A 16,389-nucleotide genomic window follows, 5' to 3' on the forward strand; every position below is an offset into this window, starting at 1 on the left:
CACGCGCGCGTGCACGGGAGAAAGGAGAAGACGCCCCCACGCGCGCATGCCCCTGATGATCAGCAGGGGGTCAGTCCCGCTCGCACACGAAGATCGCCGTCCCCGGGATCAGATGGCCCCGCAGCGGGGACCAGCCGCCCCACTCCGCTGTGTTCCAGGCCGGCCACTCCGGCTCCAGCAGGTCCACCAGGCGGAAGCCGGACGCAACGATGTCCCGGACGCGATCGCCGAGCGTCCTGTGGTGCTCGACGTAGACCGCGCGGCCCTCCTCGTCCTGTTCCACGTACGGCGTACGGTCGAAGTAGGAGGACGCCACCGACAGGCCCTCGGGGCCCGGCTCGTCCGGGAACGCCCAGCGGATCGGATGGGTCGCCGAGAAGACGAACCGGCCGCCCGGCCGCAGCACCCGGTGCACCTCGCGCAGCACCAGCCGCGGGTCGGCGACGAACGGCAGCGCCCCGTAGGCGGAGCAGGCCACGTCGAAGGAGCCGTCGGCGAAGGGCAGCGCACCGGCGTCCGCGCAGACCAGCGGAAACGATCCACCGATCCGCAGGGCGTGCTGGAGCTGGCGGTGCGAGAGGTCCAGCGCCACCGGCCGGGCCCCCTGGGCAGCCAGCCAGCGTGCGCACTGCGCCGCGCCCGCGCCTATCTCCAGGACGTCCTTGCCCTTTAGCTCCTCCGGCGGGCCGAGCAGCTCGGCCTCCACCTCGTCCAGGCCCTCCGGCCCCCACACGAAGCGGTCGTCGCCGAGGAACGTGCCGTGCTCGACCTGGTACTCGTCCGCGTTGCGGTCCCACCAGCCCCGGTTGGCCCGTGAGCTCTCCGCGACACCGGCGTCACGGCGAGTCGCCTCCGGCTCGAGGGTCTCGGTTCCCTCGGGCTCGTACGCTTCCGGCTCTTGGATGATCGGCTCCCTCGTCGTACTCTTCCGTCCAGCCCGCCGGGCGCGCGTCGCGGAAGGGTCCCGAAGGCCTGCGCGGCCTCCTGGGACGTTTCTTGTGCCGGGTATGCGGCGATCCGCCCCGGGTGTGCGCCTTCGCGCATTGACCATGTCCGGCTGCCCCCGTATGCTACAAGTTGCGCTGCGAGCCTGCGCACCTCAGACGTAGCAGGCTGCGCTCGCATCTGTTGTATGTCCCCTCGGTTGTCGAGGCGCCACCGGGCACCCGGTGTCCTTAAGGTGGCGCTTCCTTGGCTGTCCGGCTTCTGCAGAGCGAAACGGGCTCCCGGCGTAAGCAGTACCTACGACTTCAATGTCCGTACCGGAGCCCTTTCCCACATGACGAGCAGCACCGAGACCACCGCCACCACCCCGCAGGTAGCGGTCAACGACATCGGTAACGAGGAAGCCTTCCTCGCCGCGATCGACGAGACGATCAAGTACTTCAACGACGGCGACATCGTCGACGGCGTCATCGTGAAGGTCGACCGGGACGAGGTCCTGCTCGACATCGGTTACAAGACCGAAGGTGTCATCCCGAGCCGCGAGCTCTCGATCAAGCACGACGTCGACCCGAACGAGGTCGTGGCCGTCGGCGACGAGATCGAGGCCCTGGTCCTCCAGAAGGAGGACAAGGAAGGCCGCCTGATCCTCTCGAAGAAGCGCGCCCAGTACGAGCGTGCCTGGGGCACCATCGAGAAGATCAAGGAAGAGGACGGCATCGTCACCGGTACCGTCATCGAGGTCGTCAAGGGTGGCCTCATCCTCGACATCGGCCTCCGTGGCTTCCTCCCGGCCTCCCTGGTCGAGATGCGCCGCGTCCGCGACCTTCAGCCGTACGTCGGCAAGGAGCTCGAGGCCAAGATCATCGAGCTGGACAAGAACCGCAACAACGTGGTCCTGTCCCGCCGCGCCTGGCTCGAGCAGACCCAGTCCGAGGTCCGCCAGACGTTCCTCACGACCCTCCAGAAGGGTCAGGTCCGCTCCGGCGTCGTCTCCTCGATCGTCAACTTCGGTGCCTTCGTGGACCTGGGTGGCGTCGACGGTCTGGTCCACGTCTCCGAGCTGTCCTGGAAGCACATCGACCACCCGTCCGAGGTCGTCGAGGTCGGCCAGGAGGTCACCGTCGAGGTTCTCGACGTCGACATGGACCGCGAGCGCGTCTCCCTGTCGCTGAAGGCGACCCAGGAAGACCCGTGGCAGCAGTTCGCCCGCACCCACCAGATCGGCCAGGTCGTGCCCGGCAAGGTCACGAAGCTGGTGCCGTTCGGTGCGTTCGTCCGCGTGGACGAGGGCATCGAGGGTCTGGTCCACATCTCCGAGCTGGCCGAGCGCCACGTGGAGATCCCGGAGCAGGTCGTCCAGGTCAACGACGAGATCTTCGTCAAGGTCATCGACATCGACCTCGAGCGTCGTCGCATCAGCCTCTCGCTGAAGCAGGCCAACGAGTCCTTCGGTGCCGACCCGTCCGCGGTCGAGTTCGACCCGACCCTGTACGGCATGGCCGCGTCCTACGACGACCAGGGCAACTACATCTACCCCGAGGGCTTCGACCCGGAGACCAACGACTGGCTGCCGGGCTACGAGAAGCAGCGCGAGGAGTGGGAGCGCCAGTACGCCGAGGCGCAGGCCCGCTTCGAGCAGCACCAGCAGCAGGTCATCAAGTCCCGCGAGGCCGACGCCGCTGCCGCGGCCGAGGGCGGCGAGGCTGCGGCTCCGGCCGCGACCGGCGGTTCGTACTCCTCCGAGGGCGCCGACACCTCCGGTGCGCTGGCCTCGGACGAGGCGCTGGCCGCGCTGCGCGAGAAGCTGGCCGGCGGCCAGAGCTGAACGCCAGCCGCTGGGCTTAGCCGATAGCTGGTCCTGAGGGGCCGCACCTTTCGAGGTGCGGCCCCTCAGGCGTTTTTGTGGGAAACCAGCTGACGGGGCGTCAAGGGCTCCGGACGGACACCCCTGATCAGTGGCCGGTTGCGGGAATGCCCGCGTTCCAGGGCACGTTGTCCATGAGGAACACGAGGAGGAGCGGTCACAGTGCTTGATCCGCAGGGTTTGTACGCATGGGAGCCGAAGGGCCTCGCCGTGGTCGACATGGCGCTCGCCCAGGAGTCGGCCGGCCTGGTCATGCTCTACCACTTCGACGGATACATCGACGCAGGCGAGACCGGGGACCAGATCGTCGACCGGCTGCTCGACTCGCTGCCCCACCAGCTCGTCGCCCGTTTCGACCACGACCGGCTCGTGGACTACCGGGCCCGCCGGCCCCTGCTGACCTTCAAGCGGGACCGCTGGACCGACTACGAGGTCCCGGCCATCGAGGTCCGCCTCGTCCAGGACACCACGGGCGCCCCCTTCCTGCTGCTCACCGGACCCGAGCCGGACGTGGAGTGGGAGCGGTTCGCGGCGGCCGTGCGGCAGATCGTGGAGCGGCTCGGCGTCCGCCTCTCCGTGAACTTCCACGGCATCCCCATGGGCGTCCCGCACACCCGCCCGGTCGGTCTCACCCCGCACGGCAACCGCAACGACCTCGTCCCGGGCCACCGCAGCCCCTTCGACGAGGCCCAGGTGCCCGGCAGCGCCGAGTCGCTGGTGGAGTACCGCCTGATGGAGGCCGGGCACGACGTCCTGGGCGTCGCTGCGCACGTCCCGCACTACATCGCCCGCTCGGCGTACCCGGACGCCGCCCTGACCGTCCTGGAGGCCATCACGGCCGCCACCGGGCTGGTCCTCCCGGGCATCGCGCACTCGCTGCGCACGGACGCGTACCGCACCCAGACGGAGATCGACCGGCAGATCCAGGAGGGAGACGAGGAACTCACCGCGCTCGTCCAGGGCCTGGAGCACCAGTACGACGCCGCAGCGGGCGCCGAGACCCGGGGCAACATGCTCGCCGAGCCCGTGGACATCCCGTCGGCCGACGAGATCGGGCGCGAGTTCGAGCGCTTCCTGGCGGAGCGGGAAGGCGACAACTGACCTCCGCCGGGCCCGCTGTCAGTGGCAGGGCCTAAGCTTCCGGACATGCTGAAGGTGGGCCTGACCGGTGGGATCGGCGCCGGCAAGAGCGAGGTGTCACGGCTGCTCGTGGGGCACGGGGCCGTGCTGATCGACGCGGACCGCATCGCGCGCGAGGTCGTGGCGCCGGGCACCCCCGGCCTCGCCGCCGTGGTCGAGGCCTTCGGCGGGGACGTCCTCACCGCGGACGGGAGCCTGGACCGGCCCAGACTCGGCTCGATCGTCTTCGCCGACCCGGAGAGGCTCGCCGTCCTCAACTCGATCGTGCACCCCCTGGTGGGCGCCCGCTCCCGCCGACTGGAGGAGGCCGCGGACGCCGACGCGGTGGTGATCCACGACGTACCCCTCCTCACCGAGAACGGCCTGGCGCCGCTGTACGACCTCGTGATCGTCGTGGACGCGAGCCCCGAGACCCAGCTCGACCGGCTGGTCCGGCTGCGCGGGATGACCGAGGAGGACGCACGCGCGCGTATGGCCGCGCAGGCGACCCGCGAGCAGCGCAGACGGATCGCGGACATCGTGATCGACAACGACGTGCCGCTGGAGGCACTGCACAAGCGTGTCGCCGAGGTCTGGGAGGAGCTCGTACGGCGGGCTCGTGAGGGTACCGAGAAGTAGCGCAGGAATAGCGGCCCTGTCCCGGTGCGTTGAAAGGGCGGAGTGAGGGAAGGACTTAGCCGTGCCCGAGACCAGCGGTTCCACCGGACGTACTCCGGAGACGCATGTCATCGACTTCCGTGCAGCCGAGCATCTGCTCAACTCACGGGACCCGCGGGGTGCGGTGAAGCTGCTCGACCCAGTCATCGCCGCACACCCGGAGAACACCGCGGCCCGGCTGCTCCGCGCGCGTGCGTTCTTCGCCGCGGCGCAACTGCGGCCCGCCGAGCTGGAGTTCACGATCGTGCTGGAGCGCGAGCCGGACAACGCGTTCGCGCACTTCGCACTGGCCCGCACCTACGAACGCCAGGGCCGCCCCGACCAGGCCAAGCGGCATTTCCGTCTCGCGGCCGCACTGGACCCGAACCCGCAGTACGTGCGGGCGGCACACTTCGACGACTGACCTTCGACGACTGACCTTCGACGACCGACCATCGACGACCGACCATCGAGGGCCGAGTGACCGAGCCGATCCTGCCGCGCCGGGCCGGTCACGGAAGGCGGTGCCTCGGTGGGCCCGGATACGGCGGTCCGTTGTCCGGCGGTGGGTACGGCGGCACGTCACGGCCCGGCTGGTAGTGCGGGCCCTGCCGGATGTGCCTGAGGATCATGGCCATGTCGGCGGTGACCACCAGCCACAGCACCCCGCAGGCCGCCGCCCAGCCGGGACGCCCGACGAGCGCGAACGCCACCGTGCCGAAGACTGCCCAGACCAGTCCCCACACGCACAGCCAGAACCGCGCCCGCAGAGCACTGCGCGCGGTCACCGGCTCACTGCCCGTACGCATCGGACCACCACTCCTGACTGCAACGTACTCTTCGGGGACGACGTTCATCAACGGCGCTCGTCGTTGCTCGTCGCGTCGCTCGTCGAAGGGGGATCCATTGCTGCCGGACACCGACGACCTGCCCGAACTGCTCCTCGACCTGGCCGTGCCGCACGAGGACATCAACGATCTGGTGGCCGGTCGGCGCCGGGTGACCGGTGACCCGGGAGCGCTCAGACTCCTGGAGGAGTGCGTCGAGGAACTGTTCCGCGATCCGGAGGAGACCGGTCGCACACCCGAGCTCCCCGAACTCCTCGACGCGGCGCCGAACGAGCTGAACGGCCTCTTCGCCGTGTACGTCTTCGTCGCCGCGGCCCCGCACACCCTTGCCCGGCACCGGGAACGCGGCATCCCGCCCGAGATATCCCGCCGCACCCTGGCCGACCTGGGCCGTCAGATGGCCGTGCACCGCAGACGGCACGGTACGACCGGTGTGCAGTCGCGGCGCTGGCTCGTCCGCCACTTCCGCGGTGAGCTGTACCAGCTGGGCCGACTGCAGTTCGAGCGGGCGCGGCTCGGGCAGTGCACGGCCCCCGTGCTCGCGGCGGCAGGGCTCGACGCGCCTCCCGGCACGGACTGCCTGAGTCTGCACATCCCCGAGTTCCACGGTCCGCTGAGCCCGTCCGCCTGCGACCGCTCCCTGGCCCGGGCCCGCGAGTTCTTCGCGGTGCACTTCCCCGAGGAGCGGCCGGTGGCCGCACTGTGCCACTCCTGGCTGCTCGACCGGCAGTTGAGGCGGTACCTGCCGGACGACTCCAACATCATCCGTTTTCAGGAACGGTTCCGCAGCGTCCGCGAGGAGACCGAGCCGTCCGACACCGAACCCGTCCAGTTCGTCTTCGGCGACCCCGACCTGCCGGTCGCGGAGCTGCCCGCCCGCACGTCCGTGGAGCGGGCCGTGGGGGACCATCTGCGGGCGGGCGGCCACTGGTACATCGGGCACGGCTGGTTTCCGTTCCCGGACGCATAGCGCGGACTAACTCGAACGAGTGAACCGTGGTGGGACGGGAACGACCGTGCGGGGGCGGGCCGTTGTTCGGGCATGACGGTCGAAATGCGTGAGGGATACGAGGGCACAGGACCCGGTTCGATCACCCCGGACGGCTGCGCGGTCGAGCTCTACGAACGGCTGCCGGTCGGCGACGAGCCCGACGTCATCGCCGCCGCGGTACCACCCGGGGCGCACATCCTGGAACTGGGCAGCGGAGTGGGCCGGATGACCCACCCCCTGCTCGAGCGTGGCTTCACGGTCACGGCGGTGGACGAGTCCGCCGACATGCTGAGCCGGGTCCGCGGGGCGCGCACGATATGCGGGTCCGTCGAACAACTCGACCTGGGCAGCGAGAAGTTCGACGTGGTGATGCTCGCGTCGTTCCTGGTGCACGCCGGTGACGAGGAGGTCCGCAGAGGCATGCTGCGCACCTGCGCCCGGCATGTGGCGAAAGGCGGCTGCGTGCTCATCCAGCGGGAGGGCGAGGACTACCACACGAACGTGCCCAGGGAGCGGGTCGACCCGAGCGGCTTCACCGTACGGATCGTCTCAGCGGAACCGGTCGGCAACGGAGCGAACTCGGTCCACGTCGAGTACGACTTCCCGGACGCGCACTGGACCCAGACGTTCCTGGCCCGGCCGCTCACCAAGGAGCAGTTCGAGTCGGCGCTGGAGGAAGCGGGGCTGGAGGTGGAGGCGTATCTGACACCGGACCGGACATGGGTGCGGGCGGTACTGAAGGGATAGCGTCCACTCGGTCGCACAGGGCGGCCGGAGAGCGATGAGTTTCCGGACCCCGTCGGGTCTACCTCGGTGAAAGCAATCGGCACCGCTTCCCCAGGAGACCCTCATGTCCGAGACCACCGCTCCCGCCGCACGCACCGCTCCCGCCGCTTCCGCGGGCTCCCTCAGCGGCCGGAGGCGCGCGGCCCGCGTCGCCCTGCGGACCATGCAGGTGCTGCTCGCGTTGTTCTACGGCATCGCTAGCGCGCTGCCCAAGCTCATCGCGCACCCCTCGGCCGTCGAGTCCTTCGACAGGATCGGCTGGGGCAGCGGGGCCATGTATACGATCGGCGCGCTCGAACTCGCCGGAGCCGTCGCGCTGTTGATCCCCGTGCTGCAGTCCGTGGCGGCGGTCGCGCTCAGCGCCCTGATGGTGGGCGCGTTCATCGTCCAGCTCACGGTCTTCGACGGGGAGAACGCGGCGACCCCGCTGATCCTGATGGTGCCGCTCGTCCTGATCGCCCGGGCGCGACGCGCGCACAACGGGGAACTGCTGCGGTTGGTGCGGCGGCGGTGACCCTGGTGCATGGCGCCGACGCCGCCGGCCGGGCGCGGGGGGCCCGGCCGACGGCACCGGCGTGTGCATGCCCGTACATGGGCGTGCATGCCTGTACATGGGTGTGCGCGGGATGGCAGCGCAGTAGCGCCTTGGTATCACCGTCCCCGGGGACGCCCACCGCTCCCCCTGGACCCGGATCCACCACGCCTGCCGGACCCGGATCCGCCAGACCCACCGGACTCGCCGGATCGACCGCGTCCACCGGATCCGCTACCGAGGCCCGACCCGGACCCGCCCCGGCCCCCGGACCCGCCCTGGCTCCCGGACCCGCCCCGGCCCCCGGACCTATCCCGGCCGCCGGATCCACCGGGGCCGCCGAGTCCAGGGGGCCCGCCGAGTCCGGCGAAGCCGCCGGGGCCTCCGGCGCCGCCGAAGGCGTCGACGCCGCCCGGGACGCCGCCCGAGACGCCGCCCGGGCCCGCGAGGCCGCGGAGGCGTTCCATTTCGCGGCGGTCGCGCTTGGTGGGACGGCCGGTGCCGCGGTCGCGAAGGCCGGCGGGGGCGACGGCCTCGCGGGGCGGGGGCGGAGGGGAGTTGTCGATGTAGCACTGGGCGGCCACGGGGGCACCGACCCGCTTGCGGATCAGGCGCTTGACGATCACGATCCGTTCCCGGCCCTCGTGCCGCAGGCGCACCTCGTCGCCGACGCGCACGGAGTAGGCGGGCTTCACCCGCTCGCCGTTCACATGGACGTGGCCGCCCCGGCAGGCGGTGGCGCCCAGGGAACGCGTCTTGATCAGTCGCACGGCCCAGATCCAGCTGTCGATGCGGACCGTCTCCCCCTTGCCCGGCCCCGCGGCCTCGGCGGCGGCCACCGCGGCGGCGACCTTCGGATCGACGGGCTGCCCGGCGGAGGCACCGGAGCTGCGGGTGTCCTGGGCGTCCTGAGCGTCCTGGGCGGGGACGGGCCCGTCCGGTCCGCCGGTCCCACGGTTCACGTTCTCGTCCGCATCCTCGGAAGCCATGCTCCCGACCTTAACTCTCCGGGCGGGGTGAGCCGGAGGCGATTTTCCCGGGGTGTGGTGGGGTGCTGGTGCGGACCACGGGCGGAGGCACCCGCCCCGCTCGGTGAGCGCCGCGTTCACGAGAGCCGGTCGAGGCATACGGTGGCCGTATGGACGACAGCAGCGCCCTCGCTCAGCTCGACCGGCGGGTCGCGGGCTGCCGGGCCTGTCCTCGGCTGGTCGAGTGGCGTGAGGAGGTGGCCCGCACGAAGCGGGCCGCGTTCGCCGACTGGACGTACTGGGGGCGGCCGGTGCCCGGCTTCGGCCCCGCCGACGCACGGCTGTTGATCATCGGGCTGGCCCCCGCCGCGCACGGCGGCAACCGCACCGGGCGGATGTTCACCGGTGATCGCTCCGGAGACGTGCTCTACCAGGCGTTGTACGACGAAGGGCTCGCCTCGCGGCCCACGTCTGTCAGCGCCGACGACGGGCTGGAGCTGTACGGCGTCCGTGTCACCGCGCCCGTGCACTGCGCCCCGCCCGCCAACAAGCCGACCCCCGATGAGCGGGACACCTGCCGCCCCTGGCTGGTCCAGGAGCTGAGGCTGCTGCGCCCGACGCTGAGGGCCGCGGTCGTGCTCGGCGCCTTCGGCTGGCAGGCCGCGCTGCCCGCGTTCAGCGAGGCGGGCTGGACCGTGCCCCGGCCCCGTCCGGCCTTCGCCCACGGCACCCGGGTCGCGCTCGACGGCCTGGACCTCTTCGGCTGCTTCCACGTCAGCCAGCGCAACACCTTCACCGGCCGGCTCACCACGGAGATGCTCCGCGAGGTACTGCGCAGGGCGGCGAACGCGGCCGGACTGCGGTAACCGGCCTTCCAGCACCAGACCTCGACCGACAGCCGACCGCCAGAGGGACCGCAACGGTCCGTCGGCAGCGGTCCGGCGCCCGTCGTCACCCGCACCGTCGCATCAGGATCCGATGGCCGCCGCCCGTCAGAATCCTGCGGCGGTCCCTCAGCAGGCCGAACCGCAGGGAAGGCATACGGGAGTTGATGGAGGTCCCGGTCGTGGACATCACCGAGGCCGCCGCCCACCTCGCCTGCCTCCTCGGCCGCCGCTACGGCGTGGTCACCATCCTCGGCCGTTCCTGCGGCCAGATCGAGGACAGCCTGGAGACGGCCGGTGTGGCGCAACACCGGCGCCGCCGTCGTCGGCACCGGCCTCGGCGTCCTCGTCGGCGATCCCGGCCGCACCGAGGCCGCGTTCCTGACGGCGGTGGGGGAGAAGCTGGGGGTGCCCATGGTCGACGGCGTCGCGGCGGCGGTCAAGCTCGCCGAGTCCCTGGTCGCCCTGGACCTGACCACCGGCCGATCGGGCAGTTACGACACTCCGCTGCCCAAGGAGAGGAGATGGGGACGGTCGTCACGGTGAGCCGCAAGGTGTAGCTCCCGCTCGCCACGGCAGGAAGGTGTGGCTCCCGCTCGCCACGGCAGGTGGGACGGGCCGGGCTCACGGTCGCCAGACGTACCGCACGTCCGGCTCCCGCTCCTCGTTCCCGCTGCCGTCGGTGAACTCGGCCGCGGCGAAACCATGGCGTTCGTAGAAGCGGTGGGCGGGCTTGTTGACCTGGAAGGTCCACAGGGTCAGCCCGCCCGGGCTGCGCTCCTTGGCCAACGCCACGAACCGGTCACCGATACCGCGCCCCCGCCACTCCGGGGCCAGATACAGCTGCGACAGCAACTCCCCGTTCAGCACCATCAGTCCGACGACCCCGCCGTCGGCGGCCTCCGCCACCCAGGTCTCCCGCAACGGCACCACGACATCCCGGATGTACTCGCGCACCTCGTCGTCGGTGTGCGGCCGCACGACGGTGGGCAGGGCGGCATCGAAGGACCGCAGATACACATCCGCCGCGGCACGGGCGTCCGCCGCCACAGCCCGGCGCAGCACGACCTCGTCCGACATCACCGGTTCCACTCCTGTTCCGGCACCTCGGCCGTGGCCCGCGCCCCCGGAACGACGGCCGTGCCCCGCTCCTCCGGCACCACGGCCGTGGCCGTGATCTCCACCAGCTGCCCGGTGTAGCCGAGGCAGGCGACCCCGAGCAGCGTGGACGAGTGCGGACCCGTGCTCAGCCCGGAGGCCTCCACGACCTCCCACACCGCGGACAGCACCGAGGGCTCGCTGCTCACCACGTACACGTCCGTCGCGACCACATGCGCCAAGTCGCTGCCGACAGCGGCCAGTTGCTCCCGGAGATTGGCGATCACCTGCTGGGCCTGCTGCACCGGATCACCCGGGCCGACGATCTCGCCCTCGGCGTCGAGAGGCACGGCCCCGGCGAGGAAGGCCAGCTTCGTCCCGGCCTCGACGACTGAGACGTGGGAATAGGCGGGCGGCGGGAAGAGGGCCGGTACGGTCACGCGCTGGATCACGAGAGCTGCTCCTACGGCGGCTGGGGACAACCTCACGATGATCGGTTCCCCTCGGCCCTGAGCGCATCCGAATTCTCGGCGCGAGCGGACACCGAGGGCAGTTGCGTCGGCGTAAGGGCTCTCCACCCGCCAACCGTCCTCGCTTGCCACCCGCTCCAACATCCCGATCTCGTGGGCCGATCCCTCCGGCGCTCCGGTGTCGCAGGACCGGTCGGCGCTCGCCCACTCCTCCTCCCCGCCGGTGAGCCGCCGGCAGCCGGCGGTCTCCCGGAGGAGCCGCCGCCCCCATTCCGGCCTGCGGGGGCCCCGATCCGCGCCCCAAGCCCGGTGAGGGAGGCACCCGGCAGGACGATCGGGCCCCCGACCCCCGCTGCCTGCTGGAGGGTGCGGGCCAGGGACGTCGGTGTGCGCCGCACCTGCGGACGTGCGGGCCGACCTCGTGGCGCTCCGCGGTCCGTTGCCGCGGAGCGCGGAGGGCGTCGCGGAAATCCCGGGAGCGGACTTCGGGACGGCTGAGGCAGGCTGAGGGCATGCCCCGGTCCTCCGAAGCCGAATTCCTCGCCCGCACCACCGAGCGCCTCGCCGTCCTGCCCACGGTGGAGGCGGTGACCCTCGGCGGCTCCCGCGCCCAGGGCACCCATCGCCCCGACAGTGACTGGGACATGGCGATCTACTACCGCGGCCCCTTCGACCCCGACGACCTGCGCGCCGTCGGCTGGGAGGGCGAGGTGTCCGAGGTCGGGGGGTGGGGCGGCGGGGTCTTCAACGGCGGGGCCTGGCTGACCGTCGAGGGACGCCGGGTCGACGTCCACTACCGGGACCTGGACGTGGTCGAGCACGAGCTGGCGGAGGCGGCGGCCGGACGGTTCCGGGTGGAGCCGCTGCTCTTCCATCTCGCCGGCATCCCCACCTACCTGATCGTGGCCGAACTGGCCGTCGACCAGGTGCTCCGAGGCACCCTGCCCCGCCCGGCGGGCTACCCGGCCAAGCTGCGCGTCACCGCCGCCGACCGCTGGCACGGCACCGCCCGCGCCACCCTCGCCTACGCGAAGGCCAACCACGCCGCCCACGGCCGCCTCACGGAGACCGCCGGCGCCATCGCGACGGCCGCCACCCAGGCCGCACACGCAGTGCTCGCGGCACACGGCGAGTGGGTGACGAACGAGAAGCGGCTGCTGGAGCGGGCCGGGCTGCGGCGGATCGACTCGGTGGTGGGCGAGTTGCGGGCCGCACCGGAGGCCCTGGTCGCCGCCGTGACCGAGGCCGAGGAGATCGTCGGCGGTGCATTGCCTTCATGCGGATTGCGTTCAAGTGGATTGCGTTCATAAAGAAACCGGCCGCCCGGGCGTCGTTCACGTGCCTGAAACGTGATCGCCCGGTCAGCACCGGGAACGCCCTTTACCGTGTAGCACAGCCCACCCGGCCACCGCCGTCCGAAGGCAACGCACTTTCCGCCCGCGTACGACAGGAGCCCCGTGTCCCGGCCCGCCGCACCCCTCTGGCTGACCCATGCCCTGCGCGCCCAGCGCGGCCCCGTTCCCTGGAGCGCGGTGACCCGGGGCGCGCTCGCCGCCGGTCCGCTGCTGCTCGCCGGAGTCGGCACGGGACACACCGCCCACGGCGTCCTCGCCGCCATCGCCGCGATGCTCGCCGGCATCAACGACCGGCCCGGCAGCCGGCGCGCCTTCGTCAGGCGGCTCGGGGTGCCCGCGCTGGCCGGGGCGCTCGGGCTGCTCGCGGGTACGTACGCGGGGCAGGGGCTGGCCGCCGTACCCCTGACCCTGGCGCTCACCCTGCTCGGGCTGGTCGCCGGTGGCATCAGCGCGGTCGGGCCCGTCGCCTCCGCCGCCGGAACGCAACTGCTCGTCGGAGCCGCGATCGGCGCCGGGATGCCGGCGGCCGAGAGCGGCTGGCAGCGGGCGCTCGCCTTCCTCGCCGGGGCCGGCTGGCTGCTTGTACTGCGGCTCGCCCTGCCCACGCCCGGCTCGCTCGCCGGGGACTTCCGGTTCGACGGGGAGCGGGCGGCGGTCGCCGAGGTGTACGACGCCGTCGCCGCGCTGCTCGACGCCGTGGGCGGTGAACGGGCCACCGCCCGGCGGGCCGCTCTCACCGCCGCACTCGACCATGCCCAGGACGCCCTCGCCGGACCGCGGTTGCGCCGGTACGCCAGTTCCGCCGCCGAGCGTCGGCTGCACGCGCAGTTCGCGGCCGCGCTGCCCCTCGCCGAGGCCGCCACCGCCCTGTTCTGGACCGGGGAGCCGGTTCCGGCGCGCGCCGCGCAAGGGCCCCGGCGGCTCGCCGCCGCCGTCCGTGACAACACAGGCACCGGCCCGCTGCCCGCCCCCCACCGTTGCGCCCCTGCCCTGCGCGCCCTCGACGACGCCCTGCTGCGCGCCGCCGAGGCCTTCGACCGGGCCGAGGACGCACAGCAGCGGCCGCCCGCCCGGCGCCGGGATGTGCGACACGCCGTCCGTGCCGCGCTCGGCACCGGCGGACGCGAGTACGGGCTGCGGGTCGCCCTCTGCTTCGGGGCCAGCGCCGCCATCGCCCAGGCGCTGCACCACACCCGCTGGTACGGCAACCACCAGCACTGGTACTGGCTGCCCGCCACCGCCGTCTTCCTCGTCAAGCCCGACCTCGGGCCGCTCGCCTCCCGCGTGCTGTGCCGGGCCGCCGGAACCGTACTGGGCGCCCTGGTGTTCGCCGGGCTCGCCGAGCTGTTGCCCCGGCCCGCCGGGCTGATCGCGCTGGTTGCTCTCTGCGGGGCGCTCGTGCCGGTCGCCACCCGGCACTTCGCCGCGCTGACCGCCGTCGTCACCGTCCTCGTCCTCGCCCTGGTCATGGCCGGCGGCGAGCCGCAGGCCTCCGTCAGCCGGATCGGCGAGACCCTGCTGGCCTGCGCGCTCGTGCTGGTCATCGGCCATCTGCCGATGCCGGGGGAGCGCGGCGGCGGCGTGCGCGCCCGCCTCGCGGCGGCCGGAAGCGCCGCGCACGCCTATCTGGTGCACGTCCTCGGCGAGTCCGGCGACCGCGCCGAACGGTGGGCGCTGCGCCGGGAGGCCTACCGCACCCTCGCCGAGGCCCGTACCGCCATCGCGTTCGCCGCCGCCGAACTGCCCGCCCTCGCCCGGCACACCGCCGGCACGGACGCCGTCGCGGACGTCCTGGAGCGACTTGTCGACACGACCACGGCCTGCGCCGTCCACCTCGACGAGACGGGCCGGCTCACGCCCCGGCACACCAGGCAACTCCAGGAGGCACTGGGAGAGTTGAAGCTTCAAGGGGTCGTCGAGGTGCCACTGCCCGCCGCCGCGTAGCCGCGCGTGGGCCCCTGCGGACCTGAGCCGGCCGACACCGTGCGGCGTCGGTGCCGAAAAAAATCTTCGCGCGCGGCGATGAGTTCCGCTCCCGGCGACGGTCACCACCCCGGACCGACCGTCGGACAGGAGGGCCCATGTCGCTTCCGGAGATCGTCTCGCGTGAGCGGTGGCGCGCCGCGCGCGAGGAATTGCTGCGCAAGGAGGAGGCGGTCGGACGGGCCCGCGAGGTGCTCGGGCAGGAGCGGCGCCGGCTGCCCATGGTCGAGGTCGACGCGGAGTACGTCTTCGAGGGCGGCGACGGCAAGGCCACCCTCCTGGACCTCTTCGAGGGCCGGGCCCAGCTCGTCGTCCACCACTTCATGTTCGCCCCGGAGTGGGAGGCCGGCTGCCCGTGCTGCTCGGCCTTCCTGGACCAGGTCGGTCACCTCGCCCACCTGCGCTCCCGGAACACCGCCTTCGCGGCCGTCTCCCGTGCGCCGTTCACCCGGATCCTGCCGTTCAAGGCGCGCATGGGCTGGGTCGTGCCCTGGTACTCCTCGTCCCACGGCGACTTCAACCTCGACTTCGAGGCCACCGTGGAATCGGGCCAATGCCAAGGCGAAGACCAGGGCCAGGGCGAAGACCAGGGCCAGGGTCAAGGCCAGGGCGAAGACCAGGGCCAAGGCCAGGGGCAAGGTCAGGGTCAAGGTCAGGGCCTGGTCGAGAGACCGGGCATCAGCTGCTTCCTGCGCGACCACGACCGGGTCTTCCACACCTATTCGGTGTTCGACGACGGGCTGGACGGACTCGGCACCCTCGCCGGTCTGCTCGACCTCACCGCGCTCGGCCGCAGCCCCGCCGGCAGCGACCGGCTGCGCCTTCACGACGAGTACGACCACTGACACGGTGGGTGCGATTCATGTCGGAAAGTGAACGGTTCCTCACTCTCCGCGCCGGACGAGTGTAGGTAATGTCTCAGTCCCGTCACCGAGCGAGGCTTTTCCCTTCTCCAGGTCGTTAACTCCTACGAGTACGACGCTTTCTGGAGGTGCGAGATGGTGAACGGGCGAACGGTGCTCGAACGCTTTCCCGCCGGTGGTCCGCGGGGATCCTGGCCCGCGGAGGAGTTCGCGCACGCGCGGCGTCTGGAAGGCCTGCCTGCCGAGGTCGTCATGGACCTCGCGACGGACACGTTCCTGGTGATCGTGCGGGGCGCCGAGTCGGCCGAGTGAGCGCGCGACGGCCGTCCGCTGTGCTCAGGCCCACGCCGTCGCCCGTGCTCGGGAGCGCCGTGCTCAGGCCCACTTCGGCGCCAGCGTCTACGCCCGTGACCCGTTGCCGGTGTCTGCGCCCGTGAACCGTTCCGCCTGCAGCGCGTACGGCTCGGCATGGACACCGCCCCTGGCCGGCATTTCCTGAGGCGTCCCGGACTTCACGCACGCCGTCCGGCACGGCCGTCGGCCCGTCCACGCTCAGCAGCCGAGAACCGAGCCCGCCCAACCCCGCCACGCCCCACGGCCGCGTCCAGGGCCGAAACCAGCGCCGCGTCTACGCGACGGCCCTGGACCAGTCCGGGGCCGTCCCGGTCACCCGGCACAGGGCCAGGTACAGAGGGATCGGCGGGGTGTACGGGACCGTGCCCGACGGGCGATGGATGAGCCGGGCGGTGCCGGTCACCAGGGCGCCGGGGGCGTACTGGGCCGGGGACGGCCAGGGGAGGGCGTAGTCGGAGTCCGACGGGACGATCCACCACCAGCGGGCGCCGTCCGTGTACACACAGCCCAGCCGGGGCAGCCGGGGTACGACGAGCGGGCCGAGGCGGTCGGGCACGGCCACGGCGTCGCAGCCGAGCGGTGCGGTCATGCCGTCCGGCACCGCGAGCCGGCGGGGCACGCCCGGGACGGACCTGCGCCGCTGCAGCCGCACCAGGGTGTCCAGACCGAGGG

The 16,389-nt window shown here is 72.1% G+C and carries 18 protein-coding genes and 1 pseudogene; 13 read left to right on the forward strand and 6 right to left on the reverse strand.

Annotation, left to right across the window (positions count from 1 at the left end):
- Positions 1-70 precede the first annotated feature (70 nt).
- Positions 71-907: a class I SAM-dependent methyltransferase gene (locus ACWGJ5_RS23650; protein WP_453311704.1), complete on the reverse strand. Its 837-nt coding sequence runs from the start codon at positions 905-907 to the stop codon at positions 71-73.
- A gap of 372 nt (positions 908-1,279) precedes the next feature.
- On the opposite strand from ACWGJ5_RS23650, the gene rpsA reads away from it, so the two are divergent.
- The 4 genes from rpsA (at position 1,280) to ACWGJ5_RS23670 (ending at position 5,009) form a co-directional block, all read left to right on the forward strand.
- On the forward strand, positions 1,280-2,770 hold the full coding sequence (rpsA, locus tag ACWGJ5_RS23655; RefSeq protein ID WP_361691375.1) for a 30S ribosomal protein S1: 1,491 nt from the start codon (positions 1,280-1,282) through the stop codon (positions 2,768-2,770).
- A 201-nt stretch (positions 2,771-2,971) separates the two neighbouring features.
- Positions 2,972-3,910: a PAC2 family protein gene (locus tag ACWGJ5_RS23660; protein WP_453311658.1), complete on the forward strand. Its 939-nt coding sequence runs from the start codon at positions 2,972-2,974 to the stop codon at positions 3,908-3,910.
- A gap of 45 nt (positions 3,911-3,955) precedes the next feature.
- On the forward strand, positions 3,956-4,567 hold the full coding sequence (gene coaE / locus ACWGJ5_RS23665; RefSeq protein WP_453311659.1) for a dephospho-CoA kinase: 612 nt from the start codon (positions 3,956-3,958) through the stop codon (positions 4,565-4,567).
- Positions 4,568-4,628: 61 nt separating this feature from the next.
- A complete protein-coding gene (locus ACWGJ5_RS23670; protein ID WP_228622568.1) occupies positions 4,629-5,009 on the forward strand; it encodes a tetratricopeptide repeat protein in 381 nt (126 codons plus the stop codon).
- Between the two features lie 88 nt (positions 5,010-5,097).
- Here the strand turns inward: ACWGJ5_RS23670 and ACWGJ5_RS23675 are convergent, their stop codons facing one another.
- Complete coding sequence (locus tag ACWGJ5_RS23675; protein ID WP_453311660.1) at positions 5,098-5,394, reverse strand: DUF6343 family protein; 297 nt, start codon at positions 5,392-5,394, stop codon at positions 5,098-5,100.
- A gap of 97 nt (positions 5,395-5,491) precedes the next feature.
- Between ACWGJ5_RS23675 and ACWGJ5_RS23680 the strand changes: the two genes are divergently transcribed.
- From ACWGJ5_RS23680 to ACWGJ5_RS23690, 3 genes are all read left to right on the forward strand, one after another.
- Positions 5,492-6,403, forward strand: a complete 912-nt coding sequence (locus ACWGJ5_RS23680; protein WP_453311661.1) for an acyltransferase domain-containing protein — start codon at positions 5,492-5,494, stop codon at positions 6,401-6,403.
- A gap of 72 nt (positions 6,404-6,475) precedes the next feature.
- The gene (locus ACWGJ5_RS23685; protein WP_453311662.1) at positions 6,476-7,171 is read left to right on the forward strand and encodes a class I SAM-dependent methyltransferase; all 696 of its coding nucleotides are present in this window, start codon (positions 6,476-6,478) and stop codon (positions 7,169-7,171) included.
- A gap of 103 nt (positions 7,172-7,274) precedes the next feature.
- Entirely contained in the window at positions 7,275-7,724 is a 450-nt protein-coding gene (locus ACWGJ5_RS23690; protein WP_453311663.1) for a DoxX family protein, read from the forward strand.
- A 137-nt stretch (positions 7,725-7,861) separates the two neighbouring features.
- On the opposite strand, the gene ACWGJ5_RS23695 is transcribed toward ACWGJ5_RS23690, so the two are convergent.
- Positions 7,862-8,731 (reverse strand): RNA-binding S4 domain-containing protein, encoded by an 870-nt coding sequence (locus ACWGJ5_RS23695; protein ID WP_453311664.1) that lies wholly within the window; start codon positions 8,729-8,731, stop codon positions 7,862-7,864.
- 149 nt (positions 8,732-8,880) lie between these two features.
- Here ACWGJ5_RS23695 and ACWGJ5_RS23700 point away from each other — a divergent pair, with 149 nt between their 5' ends.
- Positions 8,881-9,576, forward strand: coding sequence for a uracil-DNA glycosylase (locus ACWGJ5_RS23700; protein ID WP_453311665.1), 696 nt, complete (start codon positions 8,881-8,883; stop codon positions 9,574-9,576).
- Positions 9,577-9,740: 164 nt separating this feature from the next.
- Positions 9,741-10,140 (forward strand): annotated as a pseudogene (locus tag ACWGJ5_RS23705) (aspartate/glutamate racemase family protein); the annotation flags it as partial.
- A gap of 78 nt (positions 10,141-10,218) precedes the next feature.
- On the opposite strand, the gene ACWGJ5_RS23710 reads toward ACWGJ5_RS23705, so the two are convergent.
- Positions 10,219-10,674 (reverse strand): GNAT family N-acetyltransferase, encoded by a 456-nt coding sequence (locus ACWGJ5_RS23710; protein ID WP_453311666.1) that lies wholly within the window; start codon positions 10,672-10,674, stop codon positions 10,219-10,221.
- Entirely contained in the window at positions 10,674-11,144 is a 471-nt protein-coding gene (locus ACWGJ5_RS23715) for a RidA family protein (RefSeq protein ID WP_453311667.1), read from the reverse strand. Before ACWGJ5_RS23715 ends, ACWGJ5_RS23710 begins: the two co-directional genes overlap by 1 nt.
- 530 nt (positions 11,145-11,674) lie before the next feature.
- Here ACWGJ5_RS23715 and ACWGJ5_RS23720 point away from each other — a divergent pair.
- The 4 genes from ACWGJ5_RS23720 (at position 11,675) to ACWGJ5_RS23735 (ending at position 15,675) form a co-directional block, all read left to right on the forward strand.
- Complete coding sequence (locus tag ACWGJ5_RS23720; RefSeq protein ID WP_453311668.1) at positions 11,675-12,472, forward strand: nucleotidyltransferase domain-containing protein; 798 nt, start codon at positions 11,675-11,677, stop codon at positions 12,470-12,472.
- Between the two features lie 147 nt (positions 12,473-12,619).
- Positions 12,620-14,461, forward strand: coding sequence for an FUSC family protein (locus ACWGJ5_RS23725; RefSeq protein ID WP_453311669.1), 1,842 nt, complete (start codon positions 12,620-12,622; stop codon positions 14,459-14,461).
- A 137-nt stretch (positions 14,462-14,598) separates the two neighbouring features.
- Complete coding sequence (locus ACWGJ5_RS23730; protein ID WP_453311670.1) at positions 14,599-15,345, forward strand: DUF899 domain-containing protein; 747 nt, start codon at positions 14,599-14,601, stop codon at positions 15,343-15,345.
- Between the two features lie 153 nt (positions 15,346-15,498).
- Entirely contained in the window at positions 15,499-15,675 is a 177-nt protein-coding gene (locus tag ACWGJ5_RS23735) for a hypothetical protein (protein WP_228622548.1), read from the forward strand.
- A 316-nt stretch (positions 15,676-15,991) separates the two neighbouring features.
- Here ACWGJ5_RS23735 and ACWGJ5_RS23740 read toward each other — a convergent pair whose 3' ends face one another.
- Positions 15,992-16,381, reverse strand: coding sequence for a hypothetical protein (locus ACWGJ5_RS23740; protein ID WP_453311705.1), 390 nt, complete (start codon positions 16,379-16,381; stop codon positions 15,992-15,994).
- Positions 16,382-16,389: the final 8 nt, after the last annotated feature.

The organism is Streptomyces sp. NPDC054783 (assembly GCF_053611725.1).